The sequence below is a fragment of the Janthinobacterium sp. LM6 genome (assembly GCF_002002885.1).
Lineage (GTDB): Bacteria > Pseudomonadota > Gammaproteobacteria > Burkholderiales > Burkholderiaceae_D > Janthinobacterium > Janthinobacterium kumbetense.
Map to the genome: position 1 here is coordinate 5,188,649 of NZ_CP019510.1, position 17,313 is coordinate 5,205,961.

The 17,313-nt window shown below is 62.6% G+C and carries 17 protein-coding genes; 14 read left to right on the top strand and 3 right to left on the bottom strand.

The genetic code is table 11. The features are described 5' to 3' along the window. Positions 1-55 precede the first annotated feature (55 nt). Positions 56-2,338, top strand: coding sequence for a bifunctional (p)ppGpp synthetase/guanosine-3',5'-bis(diphosphate) 3'-pyrophosphohydrolase (locus BZG29_RS22725; RefSeq protein ID WP_077407782.1), 2,283 nt, complete (start codon positions 56-58; stop codon positions 2,336-2,338). A gap of 49 nt (positions 2,339-2,387) precedes the next feature. On the opposite strand, the gene BZG29_RS22730 is transcribed toward BZG29_RS22725, so the two are convergent. Beyond that, on the bottom strand, positions 2,388-3,032 hold the full coding sequence (locus tag BZG29_RS22730) for a transposase (protein WP_253192679.1): 645 nt from the start codon (positions 3,030-3,032) through the stop codon (positions 2,388-2,390). Positions 3,033-3,098: 66 nt separating this feature from the next. Next, entirely contained in the window at positions 3,099-3,665 is a 567-nt protein-coding gene (gene greB, locus BZG29_RS22735) for a transcription elongation factor GreB (RefSeq protein ID WP_077407784.1), read from the bottom strand. Positions 3,666-3,780: 115 nt separating this feature from the next. Between greB and BZG29_RS22740 the strand changes: the two genes are divergently transcribed. From BZG29_RS22740 to BZG29_RS22795, 12 genes are all read left to right on the top strand, one after another. Next, positions 3,781-4,368, top strand: a complete 588-nt coding sequence (locus tag BZG29_RS22740; protein WP_077407786.1) for a hypothetical protein — start codon at positions 3,781-3,783, stop codon at positions 4,366-4,368. A gap of 17 nt (positions 4,369-4,385) precedes the next feature. Continuing rightward, complete coding sequence (locus BZG29_RS22745; RefSeq protein WP_253192680.1) at positions 4,386-5,894, top strand: PAS domain-containing sensor histidine kinase; 1,509 nt, start codon at positions 4,386-4,388, stop codon at positions 5,892-5,894. Between the two features lie 23 nt (positions 5,895-5,917). Further along, positions 5,918-6,565, top strand: coding sequence for a response regulator transcription factor (locus tag BZG29_RS22750; protein WP_077407788.1), 648 nt, complete (start codon positions 5,918-5,920; stop codon positions 6,563-6,565). Positions 6,566-6,766: 201 nt separating this feature from the next. Further along, positions 6,767-8,338, top strand: coding sequence for a GGDEF domain-containing protein (locus BZG29_RS22755; RefSeq protein WP_077407790.1), 1,572 nt, complete (start codon positions 6,767-6,769; stop codon positions 8,336-8,338). Positions 8,339-8,678: 340 nt separating this feature from the next. Next, positions 8,679-10,172, top strand: a complete 1,494-nt coding sequence (locus BZG29_RS22760) for a flagellin (protein WP_077407793.1) — start codon at positions 8,679-8,681, stop codon at positions 10,170-10,172. 84 nt (positions 10,173-10,256) lie between these two features. Then, entirely contained in the window at positions 10,257-10,628 is a 372-nt protein-coding gene (locus tag BZG29_RS22765; protein WP_077407795.1) for a flagellar protein FlaG, read from the top strand. A 229-nt stretch (positions 10,629-10,857) separates the two neighbouring features. Continuing rightward, positions 10,858-13,539 carry a flagellar filament capping protein FliD gene (gene fliD, locus BZG29_RS22770; RefSeq protein ID WP_253192681.1) on the top strand — a complete coding sequence of 894 codons (2,682 nt, stop codon included), beginning with the start codon at positions 10,858-10,860 and terminating at the stop codon, positions 13,537-13,539. A gap of 22 nt (positions 13,540-13,561) precedes the next feature. Further along, entirely contained in the window at positions 13,562-14,008 is a 447-nt protein-coding gene (fliS, locus tag BZG29_RS22775) for a flagellar export chaperone FliS (protein ID WP_077407797.1), read from the top strand. Between the two features lie 3 nt (positions 14,009-14,011). Beyond that, entirely contained in the window at positions 14,012-14,338 is a 327-nt protein-coding gene (locus BZG29_RS22780) for a flagellar protein FliT (protein WP_077407799.1), read from the top strand. A gap of 26 nt (positions 14,339-14,364) precedes the next feature. Next, positions 14,365-15,552 carry a flagellar hook-length control protein FliK gene (locus BZG29_RS22785; RefSeq protein ID WP_077407802.1) on the top strand — a complete coding sequence of 396 codons (1,188 nt, stop codon included), beginning with the start codon at positions 14,365-14,367 and terminating at the stop codon, positions 15,550-15,552. Continuing rightward, the gene (locus BZG29_RS22790; RefSeq protein ID WP_077407804.1) at positions 15,545-15,871 is read left to right on the top strand and encodes an EscU/YscU/HrcU family type III secretion system export apparatus switch protein; all 327 of its coding nucleotides are present in this window, start codon (positions 15,545-15,547) and stop codon (positions 15,869-15,871) included. The genes BZG29_RS22785 and BZG29_RS22790 overlap by 8 nt, the downstream gene beginning before the upstream one ends. A 25-nt stretch (positions 15,872-15,896) precedes the next feature. Then, positions 15,897-16,643, top strand: a complete 747-nt coding sequence (locus BZG29_RS22795) for a flagellar brake protein (RefSeq protein ID WP_077407806.1) — start codon at positions 15,897-15,899, stop codon at positions 16,641-16,643. 72 nt (positions 16,644-16,715) lie between these two features. Here BZG29_RS22795 and fliE read toward each other — a convergent pair whose 3' ends face one another. Further along, positions 16,716-17,018: a flagellar hook-basal body complex protein FliE gene (gene fliE, locus BZG29_RS22800; RefSeq protein WP_230539976.1), complete on the bottom strand. Its 303-nt coding sequence runs from the start codon at positions 17,016-17,018 to the stop codon at positions 16,716-16,718. Here fliE and BZG29_RS28590 point away from each other — a divergent pair. Beyond that, positions 16,915-17,271, top strand: a complete 357-nt coding sequence (locus BZG29_RS28590; RefSeq protein WP_253192922.1) for a hypothetical protein — start codon at positions 16,915-16,917, stop codon at positions 17,269-17,271. The genes fliE and BZG29_RS28590 overlap by 104 nt on opposite strands. Positions 17,272-17,313: the final 42 nt, after the last annotated feature.

Here is a 17,313-nt window from a genome sequence, read left to right on the forward strand (position 1 = left end):
TGACCCCTGGTTCTACCGTATCCTTTATTCACACTGTGAAGCAACGCGACGTTTTATGAGTCTGACCCCAGCCGACACGACTTCCGCAGCACTGCCGCCCCTGGCCTCGCGCCAGGCGGCAAAATCGCAGGGCGCTTCCACGCCCGGCGTCGGCACGTCCGGCAGCAACATCCCCGCAGTACCGCCAGCGCCCGCCCTGGGCGTGGCCTCCGTCAGCCACCTGGCCGACAAGCTGGCCGAATACCTGTCTCCCGCCGACCTGAAAAAAGTCAAGGAAGCCTACCGCTTCTCCGACGAAATGCACCTGGGCCAGATGCGCCGCTCGGGCGAGCCGTATATCTCGCATCCGATCGCCGTCGCGGAAATCTGTGCCGACTGGAAACTCGACGCGCAAGCCATCATGGCCGCCCTGCTGCACGATGTCATGGAAGACCAGGACGTCAAGAAGGAAGAATTGATCGAGCGCTTCGGCGCCCCGGTGGCGCACCTGGTCGACGGCCTGTCGAAGCTGGAAAAGATCGAATTCCAGAGCCAGATCGAAGCGCAGGCGGAAAACTTCCGCAAGATGCTGCTGGCCATGGCGTCCGACGTGCGCGTGATCCTGATCAAACTGGCCGACCGCCTGCACAATATGCGCACGCTGGACTTCATGACGGCGGCAAAAAAGCGCCGCATCGCCAGCGAGACCATGGAAGTGTACGTGCCGATCGCGCACCGTCTCGGCCTGAACAATATTTACCACGAGCTGCAGGACCTGTCGTTCTCGCACCTGTATCCGATGCGCTACCGCACCCTGGCGAAAGCCGTCAAGGCGGCGCGCGGCAACCGGCGCGAAGTGGTCAACAAGATCATGGAAGCCGTAAAAAGCACCTTGTCCATGGCCGAGCTCGATGCCGACGTCACGGGCCGCGAAAAGACCCTGTACGACATCTATAAAAAGATGCGCAGCAAGCATTTGTCGTTCTCGCAAGTGCTGGACGTGTACGGCTTCCGCGTGGTGGTGGGCAGTTTTGCCGACTGTTACGTGACCCTGGGCACCCTGCACAGCCTGTACAAGCCCATGCCGGGCAAGTTCAAGGATTACATCGCGATCCGCAAGCTGAACGGCTATCAGTCGCTGCACACGACCGTCATCGGCCCCTACGGCACGCCCGTGGAATTCCAGATCCGCACGCAGGAAATGCACCGCACGGCCGAATCGGGCGTGGCGGCGCACTGGCTGTACAAGAGCGGCGAATCGAACCCGTCCGACCTGCAGCAGCGCACGCATGCCTGGCTGCAATCCTTGCTCGACATCCAGCAGCAGACGGGCGACTCGGCCGAATTCCTCGAACACGTCAAGGTCGACCTGTTCCCCGATTCCGTCTACGTGTTTACGCCGAAATCGAAGATCATCGCCCTGCCGCGCGGCGCCACGGCCATCGACTTCGCCTATTCGATCCACACGGGCATCGGCGACCAGACCGTGGCCGTCAAAATCAACAACGAAACCTCGCCGCTGCGCACCGAGCTGCACAATGGCGACATCGTGGAAATCATCACCGATTCCTCGTCGCGCCCCAGCCCGACGTGGCTGTCGTTCGTGCGCACCGGCAAGGCCCGCTCGGCCATCCGCCACCATTTGCGCACGATCAACCTGCCTGAATCGATCGCCCTGGGCCAGCAATTGCTGTCGCAGGCGCTGCAAACGCTGAACATCGACGCCGACCTGCCGGCGCCGCTGGTGGAACGCCTGCTCAACGAATCGAGCGCCAATTCCATGGACGAGCTGTACGCGGACATCGGCATCGGCAAGCGCATGGCCACCCTGGTGGCGCGCCACATCTTCGGTTTGATCGGCGGCGAAGCGGCCAGCATGCCAGTGGAACACAATAGCGGCAGCGAGCTCGACCCCGTCACCATCTGCGGCAGCGAAGGCGTTTCCGTGCAACTGGCGCCATGCTGTTTGCCGATACCCGGCGACCAGATCATCGGCCAGCTGCGCCGCGACCAGGGCTTGCTCGTGCACACGAGCGACTGCTCGCAAGCGAAGCGCCAGCGCGCCAAGGAACCGGACCGCTGGATCGCCGTGCGCTGGGGAACGGAACTGAACCGCCGCTTCGACTGCCGCATCAAGGTGCTGATCAACAGCGAGCGAGGCATCCTCGCCCGCGTGGCCGCCGAAATCGGCGAATCCGACGCCAACATCATCTACGTGGGCATGGACGAAGACAAGGACAACGTCCTCGACCAGCTGCGCTTCACCGTGCAAGTCAAGGACCGCGTCCACCTGGCCGCCCTGCTGCGCAATGTGCGCCGCGTGGCCGGGGTCAACCGCATCTTGCGCGAACGTAATTAGACCCCAAGGCAAATACTGGGGTCGGACCCTCAGGGTCCGACCCCGGCCCTTATGCTTTGCGGTTTGCAATTTTTTTCACGAATTCGGCACTGCCAACCGCCGCATTGCCACGGCTGGCGGCACGCAATGCCTGAAGCGCCGCTTCCTCATCCGCATGAAATAAAGCAGCATAGGCCTGCTGCCGCTCACCTTCGTTCTTACCCATGCGTAAATAGAGCGGATGTGGTTGTACCAAGGCATCCTCGCGCCCCTCCGCATTGCACCGATAACTGGACCAGCGGTAATGTCCCGGATAGCGCACCATACCGGCTCGCACGGGATTGAGTTCGATATAGCGCTGGCATACCAGCAAATAGGTTTCATCCTGCACGACACAAGACTTGTAGCGCCCGTCCCATAGCGGTCCGGTACGATGGTGGCGCCAGTTGATGTAGTGCGCGTACTCTTGCCCCAAGGCCTTCATCATGCGCGAAACAGCCAGAACACTACCTGCAGAGAGCAGCAAATGCACATGGTTTGTCATCAGGACATAGGCATGCAGGACACAGCTTTGCGCATGTAAGTGCCGCTGCAGTTGCTGCAAGTACCAGAGAAAATCAGCCGGTTCAAAAAAGCAGATGTGCCTGTCCGCCCCACGCTGCACCACATGCAAGGGCATACCAGGCATAAACAAACGCTGGATGCGGGCCATCATCGCTCTCCCGTCAAGGAAAGTTCCAGCGTGACAGGCTTACCAGGACTAACCCTGCGTCAACGCAAACTACCCCTCACCCGGCGCCGGATACGTCACTTCCAGCAATTCCAGTTCCTGCTCGCCCAGCGGCGTGTTGAGGGTGATCACGTCGCCTTCGCGCGCCTTGGTGATGGTGCGGGCCATGGGCGAGACCCAGCTGATCTTGCCGTTCAGGGGGTCGAATTCATCGATACCGACGATGGTAATGGTGTGCGTTTCGCCGTCGCTGGTGCGGTAAGTTACCGTGGCACCGAAGAACACCTGGTCGTTGCCATGGTGCACGCTGGGGTCGACGATGGCGGCCAGGTCCATGCGTTTCGTCAGGAAGCGGATGCGGCGGTCGATTTCGCGCAGCCGGCGCTTGCCGTAGATATAGTCGCCATTTTCCGAGCGGTCGCCATTCGACGCCGCCCAATGGACGATGCGCACCACTTCCGGACGGTCGACGTCGATCAGCTGCAGCAACTCTTCCTTGATGCGCTGGTAGCCGGCCGGCGTGATGTAGTTCTTCGCGCCGGCGGGAATGGCCAGCGCCAGCGCAGCCGCTTCTTCATCGTCGTCGTTGTCGGATTCTTTTACAAAGGCTTTATTCATCTGTCTATTGTAGCCCCGCCAGGGAGCCACGGGCACACGGGATGCGGGGGCAGGCGGGCTTTTTTGACGTATCATCGTGGCAATCGCGGCAAACCTGCGCCGCACACGGAAACGGATGAAAAAATTCTACAGAGTCAGGCGCTGGCTGTTCGCGCCGCTGGTCTACCTGGCCGCCATCTGCCTGCTGATCGAGGAATGGCTGTGGGCGACGGGCGCGCGCATCATGCAGATCATCGCGCAATTTCCGCCCCTGCATGCGCTCGAAGCGTGGATCAAGCGCCTGCCGCCGTACTGGGCGCTGGCCATCTTCGTGCTGCCGGCCGTGCTGCTGTTCCCCGTCAAGCTGCTGGCCCTGCTGGCCATCGCGCGCGGCCATGCCTTTTCCGGCATCGGCGTGATCGTCATCGCCAAGCTGGGCGGCGCGGCGGCCGTCGCGCGCCTGTATTCGCTGACGCGCCCCACCCTGCTCAGTTTGCCGTGGTTTGCCCGCTGGCACGGTTTATTTATGGAAACCAAGGACCGCTGGATCGCCCGCTTGCGCGCCACGCGCCCCTGGCGCCGTGTCAGCCGCCTGTCGGCCGCGCTGGGCCGCGCCCGACGTGCCTGGTGGCAACGCTTGCGCAAGGGCACGCCAGGGCGCCATAATTCGCGCCCGGCCAGGGTGCTGCGCCGCTTCGCCGCCTTCTGGCACGCCCGCCGCTGATGAAGAAAGGCCACTCCATGCACGACACTCCCCGGCTGGCCCCCGCCATGCGCGCGGCGGCGCCGGAAATCTACCTGTACGACGCGGCCAGCTTGCAATTGCTGGACGCCAACGATGCTGCCTGCGACAACTTGCAGTATGCGCGCAAGGCATTGCTGGCGATGACGCCGTTCACCCTGGCGCCGCAGCTTGACGCGCAGCAACTGGCCGCCGTGCTGGCGACGCTGGACGACAGCATCGGCGCGCAAGCCCTGCTGCACGTGCAGCAGCGCCGCCGCGACGGCAGCCTGTATTCGCTCAGCCTGCACCTGTCGCGCGCCAGCCGCCACGGACGCGCCCTGCTGCTGGCCGAAGGCGAAGACTTGCGCACGCCGCAGGCGACGGCCGCCGCCCTGGCGCAGGTGCAGTCACGCTTCAACGCCATCGTCTCGAATACGCCGGGCCTCGTGTACCAGTTCTGCCTGCATGCGGATGGGCGCGCCGCCTTCCCCTACCTGAGCGATGGCTGCCAGGCCCTGCTGGGCCTGGGGCCGGCACAGCTGCACGCGCGCCCGGAACTGTTTTACCAGTTGATCCTCGCCGACGACCGCGCCTCGTATCTGGAATCGATGCAAGCGTCGAAAAATGCCTTGTGGAGCTGGAACTGGGAAGGCCGCATCTGGATCGATGCATGGAAGGATGTCAAATGGATCAACCTGCGCTCCACGCCGCGCGCGCTGGCCGACGGCACGGTGCAGTGGGAAGGCATCATGACGAATATCACGGAAAGCCGGCTGGAACAGAGCGAAGTGCGCCAGTCGCGCGCCCGCCTGGCCGAGCTGACGGCGCATATCGACAAGGTCAAGGAACACGAACGCACGCGCCTGGCACGCGAATTGCACGATGACCTGGGCGGCAATTTGACGGCGATCAAGATGGCGCTGGCCATGCTGGCGCGCCGCCTGCCGCCGGAAGACCAGCAACTGCAGGAAAAGGCCGACTATGTCGACGCCCTGGTCGACCGCAGCATCGACGCCGTGCACCGCATTTCGCTGGACTTGCGCCCTTCCATGCTGGACCTGGGCCTGGTCGCCGCGCTGGACTGGCAAGTGAAGGAATTCGCGCGCCAGGCCGGCATCGAATGCCAGTTCATTTCGAACCGCCAGCACATCGAACTGGAGCTGGACCAGGCGACCAGCCTGTTCCGCATCGCCCAGGAGGCGCTGACGAATATCGCCAAGCATGCGCGGGCGAGCAAGGTCAGCGTGCGCCTGGCCCGGCAGCGCCAGCATATCAGCCTGTCGATCGCCGACAATGGCGTCGGCATGCGCCTGTCCGACCGCGCCAAGCCGCAATCGTTCGGCATCCGCGGCATGGCCGAACGGGCCAGCGCGCTGGGCGGCACCCTGAGCCTGATGGACGGGCCGGACGGCGGCACCATCCTGAGCATAAAAATCCGGCTGACCACGCCGCGAGAGGCGATAATAGCGGCTGCAGCCAGTGCGCCCGCGCACAGCGGGCCGCCACCAGAAGCGGCCAGTGGGTGAATTAGATAGGAAACAACGCAGTCATGAAAGAAAAAGCCACCATCCGGGTATTCATCGCCGACGATCACGCGATCGTGCGCGAGGGCTTGAAGCAAATCCTCGCCGATACGAAGGACATCATCGTGGCCGGCGAGGCCGAAAATGGCCACGACGCCATCAAACTGTTCCGCGGCTCGAAATGCCAGGTGTTGCTGCTCGACATCTCCCTGCCCGACCGCAGCGGCATCGAGGTGCTCAAGCAGATCAAGAAGGAAAAGCCGGAACTGGCCGTGCTGATGCTCTCCATGCACCGCGAGGACCAGTACGCCATCCGTTCCCTCAAGGCGGGCGCGGCCGGCTACCTGACGAAACAGAGCGCGCCGCGCGAACTGGTCACGGCCATCCGCCAGGTGGCGCAAGGCTTGAAATACATCAGCGCCTCGCTGGCGCAGGAACTGGCCAACACGGTGGGCGACGACCACGAAACGGCCTTGCACGACACCCTGTCGGACCGCGAATACCAGACCCTGGTCATGATCGCCTCGGGCAAGGCCGTGGGCGCCATCGCCGAAGAGCTGAAATTGTCCGTGAAAACCGTCAGCGAATACCGCGCCCGCCTGCTGGTCAAGATGAAACTCAAGAACAGTGCCGAACTGACGCATTACGCCATCCGCAACCAGCTGGTGGATTGACGGCAAAGCGGCATGCACGCTGGCATCGGGCGAATTGACAGGACTTCTCCTTGCTTCTCGCACAATAAGTTCTTTGCCAACTCGCATATCATGAGGATAATTAGAAATATCTAAAAAGGCTGTGCCTACATGTCCAGTAAATTGCCAACTTCACCAGCAAGCGCTCCCGCCGGCGCCACGAATACCGCCGCCACTGCGGCGATGAACCCTGCCGATATCGCCCGCGAAGCGTTTCGCCGACTGGCCACGCGCCGCATCGCCCCGACGCCGAGCGCCTACCGCGATATCTACAATGAAATCGCGGGCATCAGCGAACCCGCGGAGACGCCCGGCGCACCTGCCGCAGTGCTGGCCGCCAGCGCACCCACGGAGAGTGGCGCGGAAAACGTCCTGACGCAGTTTGCCGCCAAGATGAGCGAATCGGCGGGCGAACTGGGCGACTTTGGCCGGCGTTTCCAGCGCGCCCTGAAAGCGCGCGACTGGGACAGCTATGCGCGCACCCTGGCGCAACTGGCGGAAAAACAGGTCAAGAAAGGCGGCGGCATCGAACTGCCGCCCCTGCCGGACGGCGAACAGACGCGCACCCTGCGCGAATTGCTCAGCCGCACCCTGGGTTTTGCCGTCGCCACCTTGCTGACGGGCACGCCCGCGCTGGTGGAGGAGGCCGAATCGCTGGGCGCGGCCATCAAGCTGGCCCACACGGAAGAAGCGCTGAACGAAGCGGCGCTGCGCCTGAAACAGCTGTGCTACCAGATCGAATTGAAAAGCGGCGACACGGCCGAGCAGCAGGAATTGCTGCTGCGCCTGTTCAAGTTGCTGCTGGACAACGTCAGCCAGTTGCTCGACGACGACAGCTGGCTGCGCGGCCAGGTCGATGCCGTGCAAAACCTGATCGCCGGCCCGCTCGACCAGCGCGCGCTGGAAGACGCCACGCGCAGCCTGAAGGAAGTCATCTACAAGCAAGGCCAGCTCAAGCACAGCCTGTCCGACGTCAAGCTGACGGTCAAGAACATGATGATGACCTTCATCGACCGCCTGGGGCAAGTGGCGGCCAGCACGGGCGACTTCCATGAAAAGATCGGCGGCTATTCGGAAAAGATCAGCCAGGCGGAAAATATCAGCGAACTGAACAGCGTTCTTGACGAAGTCTTGCGCGAAACGCGCATGGTGCAGAACGAAGCCCTGCGCGCGCGCGACAAGATGGTGCTGGCGCGCCAGGAAGTGCAGGATGCGGAACAGCGCATCCACACCCTGGAAGCCAAGCTCCAGCATATGAGCGAACTGGTGCGGGAAGACCAGCTGACGGGCAGCCTGAACCGCCGTGGCCTGGACGACGTGTTCGAGCGCGAGACGGCCCGCTCCGACCGCCGCGGCACGCCGCTGTGCATCGCCATGCTGGACCTGGACGATTTCAAGCGCCTGAACGACACCTACGGCCACCTGGCCGGTGATGCCGCCTTGAAACACCTGGTGAAGATCGTCAAGGAAACCCTGCGCTCGATGGACGTCATCGCCCGCTTCGGCGGCGAGGAATTCCTCATTCTGCTGCCGGAAACCACGGTCGAGGCGGCCTCGTCGACGATGACACGCCTGCAGCGCGAGCTGACCCGGCATTTCTTCCTGCACGACAACGAAAAAGTCTTAATCACCTTTTCCGCCGGCGTGGCCCTGCGCCTGCCCAACGAAGACCAGGCCGAACTGGTCAAGCGCGCCGACCGCGCCATGTACCAGGCCAAGCAGACGGGCAAGAACCGCGTGGTGGTGGCCGACTGAGTCCGGCCCGCTGCACGCCATGCCGTCCCGCCGCCCGGCCGGACGGCATTTTTCATTTCAAAACAACAACATTCTCTCCCGTTCCAGCGCTTCGCCAGTATCCCTGCAATATAAAAATAAAACTATTTTTACCCTCAAGTTTCCTTAAAACCTGTCGTCTAGCGCGCGGCTGGCGGCAAACTGAAGGGCTAAAAATTAAAATTTAAAGCACTTTTCGCCATAAATTTTCCCGCAGAGCAACCGTTACCCTAAACAACAGCGGCTTGATTGTCCCGGAACAGCGGGGCAGGCCAAAGTGACTAGCACATAGCGCAATGTAGTACCTGTTTGGAGAATTATCATGGCTGCAGTAATTAATACCAACATCTCGTCCCTGAATTCGCAACGCAATCTGTCGACCTCGCAGTCGGCCCTGAGCACCTCGCTGCAACGCCTGTCCTCCGGCTTCCGCATCAACAGCGCCAAAGATGATGCTGCTGGTCTGGCGATTTCCGACCGCATGACGTCGCAAATCCGCGGCATGACCCAAGCCACCCGCAATGCCAACGACGGTGTCTCGCTGGCTCAGACGGCTGAAGGCGCGTTGGCAAGCTCGGGTGACATCCTGCAACGCATCCGCGAACTGGCCGTGCAATCGTCGAACTCGACGAACTCGTCGAGCGACCGCCAGGCGCTGCAAACCGAGGTAGGCCAACTGGGTTCGGAATTGAACCGTATCGCCCAAACCACCTCGTTCAACGGCCAGGCGCTGCTGGACGGCACCATGGGTACGGCCAACTTCCAGGTCGGCGCCGATGCCAATCAGCTGATTTCCGCCAGCGGCGCGAACTTCCTGACCAATACCTACGGTAACAACCGTATCGCCAACGATGCATCGGCTGTCAAGAAAGATGCGCTGGGTAATGCCGTCGTCGGCAAGCTCACGATTTCCGGCTCCATCGGCACCGCTACCGTCGACACGACGGCAGCCGCCGCCGGCGTCAAAGGCAGCACGGCCAAATCCGTCGCCGCCGACATCAACAGCCAAACGGCAAAAACGGGCGTGACCGCTTCCGCACAAACGGACGTGAACCTGAACCTGGGCGCTGAATCGTATTCGTTCGCCATCAGTTCGGACAACCCAAGCACGGCGCCTGTTACCGTGTCGTTCGCCGTCAGCGGCACGGCATCGACCGCAGCCGACTACGCAGCAGGCATCAACGCGATCAATGCCCAGACGGCAAAGACCGGCGTGACCGCCCAGTACGACAGCGTCAACAAGGGCATGAAGCTGACCAATGCATCGGGTGAAAACATCAACCTGACGCAAGGCACGACGGCCAACGTCAAGTTCGACGTCGATGGCTACAAGGCTGACGGCAAAGTACAAGCAGCAGTGCAGTCGATCATCACCGCAGCCGACGCCGCCACGGTCAACGGCCGCGTGACCTTCGACTCGCAAAACAGCTTCTCGGTGACGGAAAACACCCCTACCGGCCTGAAGGTTGGTCAAGCGACGGCACAAGGTTCGACCCTGAACTCCGTGTCGACCCTGGACGTGACGAACTTTGACAATGCGCAGCTGGCAATTAAAATTGCCGATGCCGCACTGGCAACGGTCAACAGCCAACGCGCCCAATACGGTGCTTTGCAATCGCGCTTCTCGTCGGCGATTTCGAACCTGCAATCGACCACGGAAAACCTGTCCGCATCGCGCAGCCGCATCGTCGATACCGACTTTGCAGCGGAAACAGCCAACATGACCCGCGGCCAGATCCTGCAACAAGCTGGTACGGCCATGCTGGCGCAAGCGAACTCGCTGCCAAACGGCGTCCTGAGCCTGCTGCGCGGCTAATCCCTGATTAGTATCGCAACAGCGCAGGACCCCGATTCCCCTGCCGGATTTTTTCGGCCGGGGAATTTCCACTAGGAGAGCACCATGACTATCGACACGATAGCGGCCGCCTCCGCGGCCAGGATAGACAAGAGTTACGCCGCGACGGACACGCCGGCGGCGCGCCCGGCAGCGCCACGCACGGCCACGGAAAACGACACGGTTGCACCACAGCAAGCCAGCAAGGAACCCAGCCGCGAGCAGTTGAACAAGGCGGTATCGGAGCTGAACCAGTCGTCGCAGATAAAAACGCAAGGCATTGAATTTGCCATCGACGAAGACAGCCAGCGTACGGTCGTCAAGGTCATCGACCAGGAAACCAAGGAAGTGCTGCGCCAGATTCCCACCAAGGAAGCCCTGGAATTGGCCAAGACCTTTGATTCGGCCAAAGGCTCACTGATCAGTCAAAGCGTATAAGATGACCTCGCCCACGGACATGCAGCAGCGTGGCAGTATGCATCGGCATGACCACGGGGCCCGATAGCCTGGCTATCCGGCCCCGTTTTTTGCTGCAGAAAAAGCAATATTTTCCGGTCTCTTCCCCGATTTTTCCCGCCCGCTGAAAACAGCGCGGTAAATCCCCCTCTCAAGTCCTGATTGATTCTGCCGATAACAGCTTATATTAGCGTTTTCCTAGGAGTATTCAGTGGCCATCACACCTACAGTTTCATCCATCGGCATCGGCGCCGGCGCCAGCGGCCTGGATGTGAATGCCCTCATCGACAAGCTGATGACGGCCGAAGCGGCACCGCTGGGTACTTTTGACAAGAAAACGGCCTCCTACCAGGCCAAGCTCAGCGCCATGGGCACCTTGAGCGGCGCCGTCAGCACCTTCCAGAGTTCGCTGTCGGCGCTCTCGAACACCAACAACTTCCGCGCCGTCAGCGCCACGCCCGCCGACCCCCTCGTACTGACGGCCAGCGCCGGCGCCAAGGCCGTAGCCGGCAACTACAACATCAATGTCACGCAACTGGCTCAGTCGCAAACCCTGATGTCGGGCGGCATGGCCAACAAGCTGTCGACCATCGGCCTGGGCAGCAAGACGACGATTTCCTTCCAGCTCGGTTCGGTCGCCGGCGGCACCTTCGGCTTGAAGGGCGCCGCCCTGGGCGCCACCACGGCGCAGAGCGGCATCAGCAACGGCTCCCTGATCCTCAATGGCACCGCCATCCCCACCGACGCCAGCACCAAGAGCGCGCGCGCCCTGGCCGACGCCATCAACGCCAAGAGCAGCACCACGGGCGTGACCGCCACGGCCCAGCCGACTGAAAGCAGCGCGACCATGTTCAGCGGCTTCGGCAATATCGAAACGGGCGCGGACGGCACGTATTCGCTGTCGGTGGGCGGCATCGAGATCGTCACCCAGGGGAACAGCGTCGCCGCAGGCGCCGGCATCACGGGGGCCTCGCTCGACACGACGCTCGAAGGCCCGAATGCCGTCTCGAACGCGCTGGCCGCGGCCAACATCACCGTCACCGGCAAGGCCGCCGACGGCACCCTGAAATTTACGCGCGCCGACGGTTCCAACCTGAACATCGAGGAAGTGGTGACGGGCTCGGTCAAGGGCGGCATCGGCCATGCCTCGAACTCGGTCAATGACGGCTCGAACGTGACGCTGACCAGCACCATCAACCTGGCCTCGGGCAATGCCAGCCCGATCACCATCGCCGGCAGCAATCCGGCCGCCGCCGGACTGACGGCAGGCTCCGGTGGCGCCTACATGAACACCAACTTTACCCAGGATGGCACGCAAGCGACGGGCACGGTGGTGATCGACGCCACCAACAACACCCTGCAAGGCATCCGCGACGCCATCAACAACGCGGGCCTGGGCGTAACCGCCAGCATCGTTTCGGACGGCACGGACAAGCCCTACCACCTGGTCTTGAGCTCCTCGAAGACGGGTGCCAATTCGGCCATGAAAATCTCGCTGAGCGGCAGCGACGGCCTGCCGCCGGACAGCGCCCTGAACGACTTGCTGTCGTACGATGCGGGCGGCACGCAGAACCTGAAACAGAACAGCGCCGCGCAAAACACGAACTTCAGCGTCAACGGCATCGCCATCACCAGCGCGTCGAACAGTGTCGATACGGCCATCGAAGGCGTGACCCTGGGCATCGCCAAGGTGGGCAGCACCAGCTTGTCGGTGCAAAAAGACACCTCCACCGTCAAGACCAGCATCAATGCCTTCGTCAAGGCGTATAACGACCTGAATACGGCGATGGCCAAGATGACGGCGTATGATCCGGAAACCAAGAAGGGCGGCGTCCTGCTGGGGGACTCGACCGCGCAATCGATCCAGAGCCAGTTGCGCAGGCAACTCGGTGCGCCCATCACCGGCTTGAACAGCAGTTTGAGCACCTTGAGCCAGGTCGGCATTTCATTTCAGAAAGATGGCAGCCTGACACTGGACTCGAGCAAGCTCGACAAGGCTATCAGCGCCAACTTCACCGACATCGCCGGCCTGTTCTCGGCACTGGGCAAGGCCACCGACAGCAACGTTGCCTTTACCAGCTCGACCGCCGCAACCAAACCCGGCAGCTATGAGTTGACGATCACCACGATGGCCAGCCAGGGTGCGCTCACCTCGGCCGCCGTCTTGCCCGCCAGCACGACAATTGCCAGCGACACCACCTGGAGCATCACGCTCAACGATACCGAGCCCAGCGCTGCCAAGAACACGGCGCAGGTCGTCATTCCTGCCGGCACCTACACCCCTGCGCAGATGGCCTCGATGATCCAGTCCTCGATCAACGGCGTGAAGTCCTTTGCCGACAACGGCGCCACCGTGTCGGCCTCCATCGATGGAGCGGGCAAACTGGTACTGGCATCGGCCCGCTATGGCTCCGTCTCGAATATCGCCGTCAGCACCGGCACGGGCACGGCGCCGACCGCCCTGTTCGGCGCCGCCACGCCCGTCAAGGGCACGGACGTGGCCGGCACCCTGGGAGGACAACCGGTGATCGGCTCGGGCCAGACCCTGACGGGCGCCGCCGGTTCGCCGGCCGAGGGCCTGAAGATTGAAGTGACGGGCGGCACCACCGGTGCGCGCGGCACCGTCAGCTTCTCGCAAGGCTATGCCTACCAGCTGAATAACCTGGCGACCTCCTTCCTCGGCACGGACGGCATGATCACCAACCGTTCCAAGGGTCTCAACGAAACGATCAAGAACATCGCGACGCAGCGCGACAAGTTCAGCGACAAACTGACCGACATCGAAGCGCGCTACCGCGCCCAGTACTCGCGCCTCGACGTGACGCTGAGCAAATTGACATCCATGCAAAGCTATTTGACCCAGCAGCTGGCCGCCATCGCCTCCAACCGTTAAGCCCAATCATCAGGAGAATTACATGTTTGGAACCCAACAACGCGGCGTCAACGCCTATGCCAAGGTCGGCCTGGAAACGGGCATCGTTTCGGCCTCGCCGCACAAGCTGATCGTGATGCTGTACGACGGCGCCCTGGTGGCCGTGCTCAGCGCGCAGATGCACATGAAATCGGGCAATGTGCCGGAAAAAGGCAAGTCGATCTCGAAAGCCATCCAGATCATCGACAATGGCTTGCGCGCCAGCCTGGACAAGGAAGCGGGCGGCCAGATCGCCGAAGGCCTCGACGCCCTGTATGAATACATGAGTGCGCGCCTGCTGACGGCCAACCTGCACAACGATATTACCCTGCTGGAAGAGGTGCAGCGCCTGCTCACCGACTTGCGCGAAACCTGGAACGCCATCGGCGCCACCCCCGCCGCCATGCCTGGCGCCGATCTGAAACGTATGCCCAGCCTTGCGAGCGCCTAACCCATGATGACGAATCAAGAAGTCCTGACCACCTACGAAGCCATGCAGACCCTGACGGGCCAGATGGTCACCGCCGCCACCAACGCCGACTGGGACGCGCTCGAAGTGCTGGAACAGCGCATCAGCGCGCATGTGGCCGCGCTGAAGGCAAATGAAGAAAAAGTCGTGCTGGAAAGCGCTGGCCGCCAGCGCAAGGTCGCCCTGATCAAGCAGATCCTGGAAGACGACCGCAAGATCCGCGACCTGACCATGCCGTGGATGGCGCAATTGTCCAAGCTGATCAACAGCACCGGCACGGAGCGGCGCCTGGCCAACGCCTACGGCGCGTAAGCGCACACGGGGCAAGGTCAGCTATCATGTTGCCGAAGATGGATGCGATCGGCATGACGCCCCTGACCCCGGTCAAGGCCACGCGGGTGGCCGACGCCGTCGCCGACCCGCGCCAGGCCGAGTTCCAGCGCTCGCTGCAGGGACTGATCGGCAAATCCATGCAGGGACAGGTGCTGGCCCGCATGGGCGACGGCAGCTTCCTCGTGCGCGTGGCCGGCACGCCGGCCCGCATGCAGCTGCCTGCCGGCGCCCAGCCCGGCACGGAAATCCCGCTGACCTTGATCGGCATCAATCCCCGTCCCTCTTTTCAAATCGGCAATAACCGCGACCAGCCCGCCAGCGCCCTGCTGACGTATGCGGACGCGGAAGCCGAACCGGACGCCGCTGAAACGCGCGGTCCCCAGCCCGGCGCCGCCCAGGCCGGCACGCGCGCCGGCAGCACGGCCGCCACCCTGCTCAGCCGCGCGCCCCTGACGCCGGCCAATCTGCTGCCCGCCCTCGCTGGCGACACGCCTGCGCCCGAGCTGAGCACCACCGCGCGCGCCATCAGCACTGTGCTCAGCCAGGCTGAAAGCGTGCCCGGCGCGCCCCTGTCCCTGGTCGGCAAGACGCCGCTGATGGCCACGCCGGGCGCCGCCCCGGCCCAGGTGGCCCAGAAGCTGCACGATGCCGTCGGCAGCAGCGGCCTGTTCTATGAATCGCATGTGGCCGAATGGGCCGAAGGCAAGCGGCCGCTCGCGTCGCTGCTGCTGGAGCCGCAGATGCAGAAGGCGGCACAGGGCGAGACGGCCAGAACGGGAACCGACCTGGCCTCGGCGCAACTGATCAATTTGCAGCTGCATACGCACGAACAGGCGCGCGTGCAGTGGCAGGGCGAAGCGTGGCCCGGCCAGAAGATGCAGTGGGATATCAGCAAGGATGCGCCGGAAGGACAGCAGCACGATGGGCGCGACGGCGACGAGGAAGCGACGGCCTGGCGCAGCAACGTGCGCTTCCAGTTTCCCCTGCTGGGCGACCTGGCCGCGCACGTGGTCTTGCAGGGCGGCAGAGTCTCCATCCAGATGCAGGCCGGCAGCGAAGGCAGCGCCGCCACCCTGCGCCAGCATGCGGCGGCGCTGGAAGCGGCGCTGGAAGCGGCTGGCTGGCCCTTGTCATCGTTGACGATCGCCGGCAAGCCGGACGCTGCCGAGCCGGTGGAAGCCGATGATGCTTGACGATACCAGGCGCAAGGTGCCGCAGACGGCCGTCGCGCTGGCCTACCAGAGCGGCGCGCCGGCACCCAAGGTGGTGGCCAAGGGCAGCGGCCTGATCGCGGACCAGATCATCAGCACGGCGCGCGAACACGGCGTCTTCGTGCATGAATCGAAGGAATTGGTGGCGTTGCTGATGGATGTCGACCTGGACCGCCAGATTCCGCCCGGCCTGTATCGGGCGATTGCGGAACTGCTGGCCTGGTTATATCATATTGAATCTGCGAATGGCGGGCCCATCCCGCCGCCGCCCGACACCAGCATCAACCTCACCGATACATAGACAGGCATCAATGCAAGCACATATTATGGATTCCGGCCTCGAAAACTGGCATGATTTTGAAGTGGAATCGCGGCGGGAAATCATCGCCTTGCTGCGCAGCATCGGCGAAAAGAACCAGCTGATCCGCATGCTGATCCACGGTGAATCCGATGTGTGCGTCACGTCCATCCTGGAAGTCGATGCCGACCACGATAGCGTCATCCTCGACCGTTCCGTGAATGCCGACCAGAACCGGCGCATGGTGGCCGCCAAGGGCATTTCCTTTGAAACCTCGCTCGACAAGATCCGCATCCTGTTTGCCAGCGCCCAGGTGGAAGAGTGCAATTACGGCGGCACGCCCGCCTTGAAAATTGCCATTCCAGAAACACTAATCCGCTTGCAGCGGCGCGAGTATTACCGCATGACAACGCCCGTGAGCAATCCCGTGCGCGTGGCGATTCCCCTGCCGCCCTCGCTGGGCGGCGCCGACACCCTGTTCCCGCTGGCCGACATCAGCTGCGGCGGCATCGCCATCCTCGACAATAAACTGATGCTGGGCGAGACCATCGGCCGGGACTATCCCGGCTGCCGCATCGACTTGCCCGACGTCGGCATCGTCACGGCAACTTTGCAAATTCGCAACTCGCTGGACATGACCTTGCTGAACAATAAGCTGAACCGCCGCCTCGGCTGCCAGTTCGTCGACCTGCCGCGCAGCATGCTGGCGCACGTGCAGCGCTATATCACGCGCCTGGAACGAGAACGCAACGCAAGGATGGCGGGGCTGGGCTAGTACCCCAGCCGAAAGCTGGGGTCAGACCCGCCGGGTCTGACCCCGGAATTTGCCTTTGGGGTAAATTAAACTCTACACCTGCATATTCATGATTTCATGATATGCAGAAACTAATTTATTCCGCACCTGCACCGTCGCCTGGAATTCGATGCTCGACTTTTGCATCGACACCATCACGTCCGACAGGCTGACCTTTTCGTCGCCCATGGTAAAGCGCTGGCCCAGCGCGGACGAAGCCTTTTGCGCACCGCTCACGGAGTCGAGCGCGCTCTTGAAGGCATCGGCAAAATTCACCTTCGCCGCCGGCATCTCGGTCTGGATCGCCGGTATTTTTGCCTCCGGCCGCGTGGCCGCCGACTTCAGTTGCGCGATCATCGCCTCGATCCTGCTGCTATCGATACCGCCTGTTTTCACTTTGCCTCCCGATTCTGGTGTGCTTCGTAACTGTTCCATGCCTGTTGCACCCAGAGAACAAAACCCTGGCTTGCAAGGCAACGACGGGTACAATAACTTCCGTCACATGTTGCCAGGGTTCCACAATACCAGCGCCAACGCCAGCCGCTCGGCCGAGCAGGCGGCAAAAGCGCCTTCTATTTGGACGATTGAAGCGCGTGACAGTGGCGGATAATTCTGCATATCGCCCAATCCTCCCGAGGAAGCGGCCCCCACG

Coding starts and splice junctions, on each gene's coding strand:
- BZG29_RS22795 (WP_077407806.1), top strand. CDS start 15,897: ATGGATTCCGGCCTCGAAAACTGGCATGATTTTGAAGTGGAATCGCGG.
- BZG29_RS22745 (WP_253192680.1), top strand. CDS start 4,386: ATGCACGACACTCCCCGGCTGGCCCCCGCCATGCGCGCGGCGGCGCCG.
- BZG29_RS22755 (WP_077407790.1), top strand. CDS start 6,767: ATGAACCCTGCCGATATCGCCCGCGAAGCGTTTCGCCGACTGGCCACG.
- BZG29_RS22730 (WP_253192679.1), bottom strand. CDS start 3,032: ATGATGGCCCGCATCCAGCGTTTGTTTATGCCTGGTATGCCCTTGCAT.
- BZG29_RS22750 (WP_077407788.1), top strand. CDS start 5,918: ATGAAAGAAAAAGCCACCATCCGGGTATTCATCGCCGACGATCACGCG.
- fliE (WP_230539976.1), bottom strand. CDS start 17,018: ATGATCGCGCAACTGAAGTCGGCGGCCACGCGGCCGGAGGCAAAAATA.
- BZG29_RS22780 (WP_077407799.1), top strand. CDS start 14,012: ATGATGACGAATCAAGAAGTCCTGACCACCTACGAAGCCATGCAGACC.
- BZG29_RS22725 (WP_077407782.1), top strand. CDS start 56: ATGAGTCTGACCCCAGCCGACACGACTTCCGCAGCACTGCCGCCCCTG.
- greB (WP_077407784.1), bottom strand. CDS start 3,665: ATGAATAAAGCCTTTGTAAAAGAATCCGACAACGACGACGATGAAGAA.
- BZG29_RS22765 (WP_077407795.1), top strand. CDS start 10,257: ATGACTATCGACACGATAGCGGCCGCCTCCGCGGCCAGGATAGACAAG.
- fliS (WP_077407797.1), top strand. CDS start 13,562: ATGTTTGGAACCCAACAACGCGGCGTCAACGCCTATGCCAAGGTCGGC.
- BZG29_RS22760 (WP_077407793.1), top strand. CDS start 8,679: ATGGCTGCAGTAATTAATACCAACATCTCGTCCCTGAATTCGCAACGC.
- BZG29_RS22790 (WP_077407804.1), top strand. CDS start 15,545: ATGCTTGACGATACCAGGCGCAAGGTGCCGCAGACGGCCGTCGCGCTG.
- BZG29_RS22785 (WP_077407802.1), top strand. CDS start 14,365: ATGTTGCCGAAGATGGATGCGATCGGCATGACGCCCCTGACCCCGGTC.
- BZG29_RS22740 (WP_077407786.1), top strand. CDS start 3,781: ATGAAAAAATTCTACAGAGTCAGGCGCTGGCTGTTCGCGCCGCTGGTC.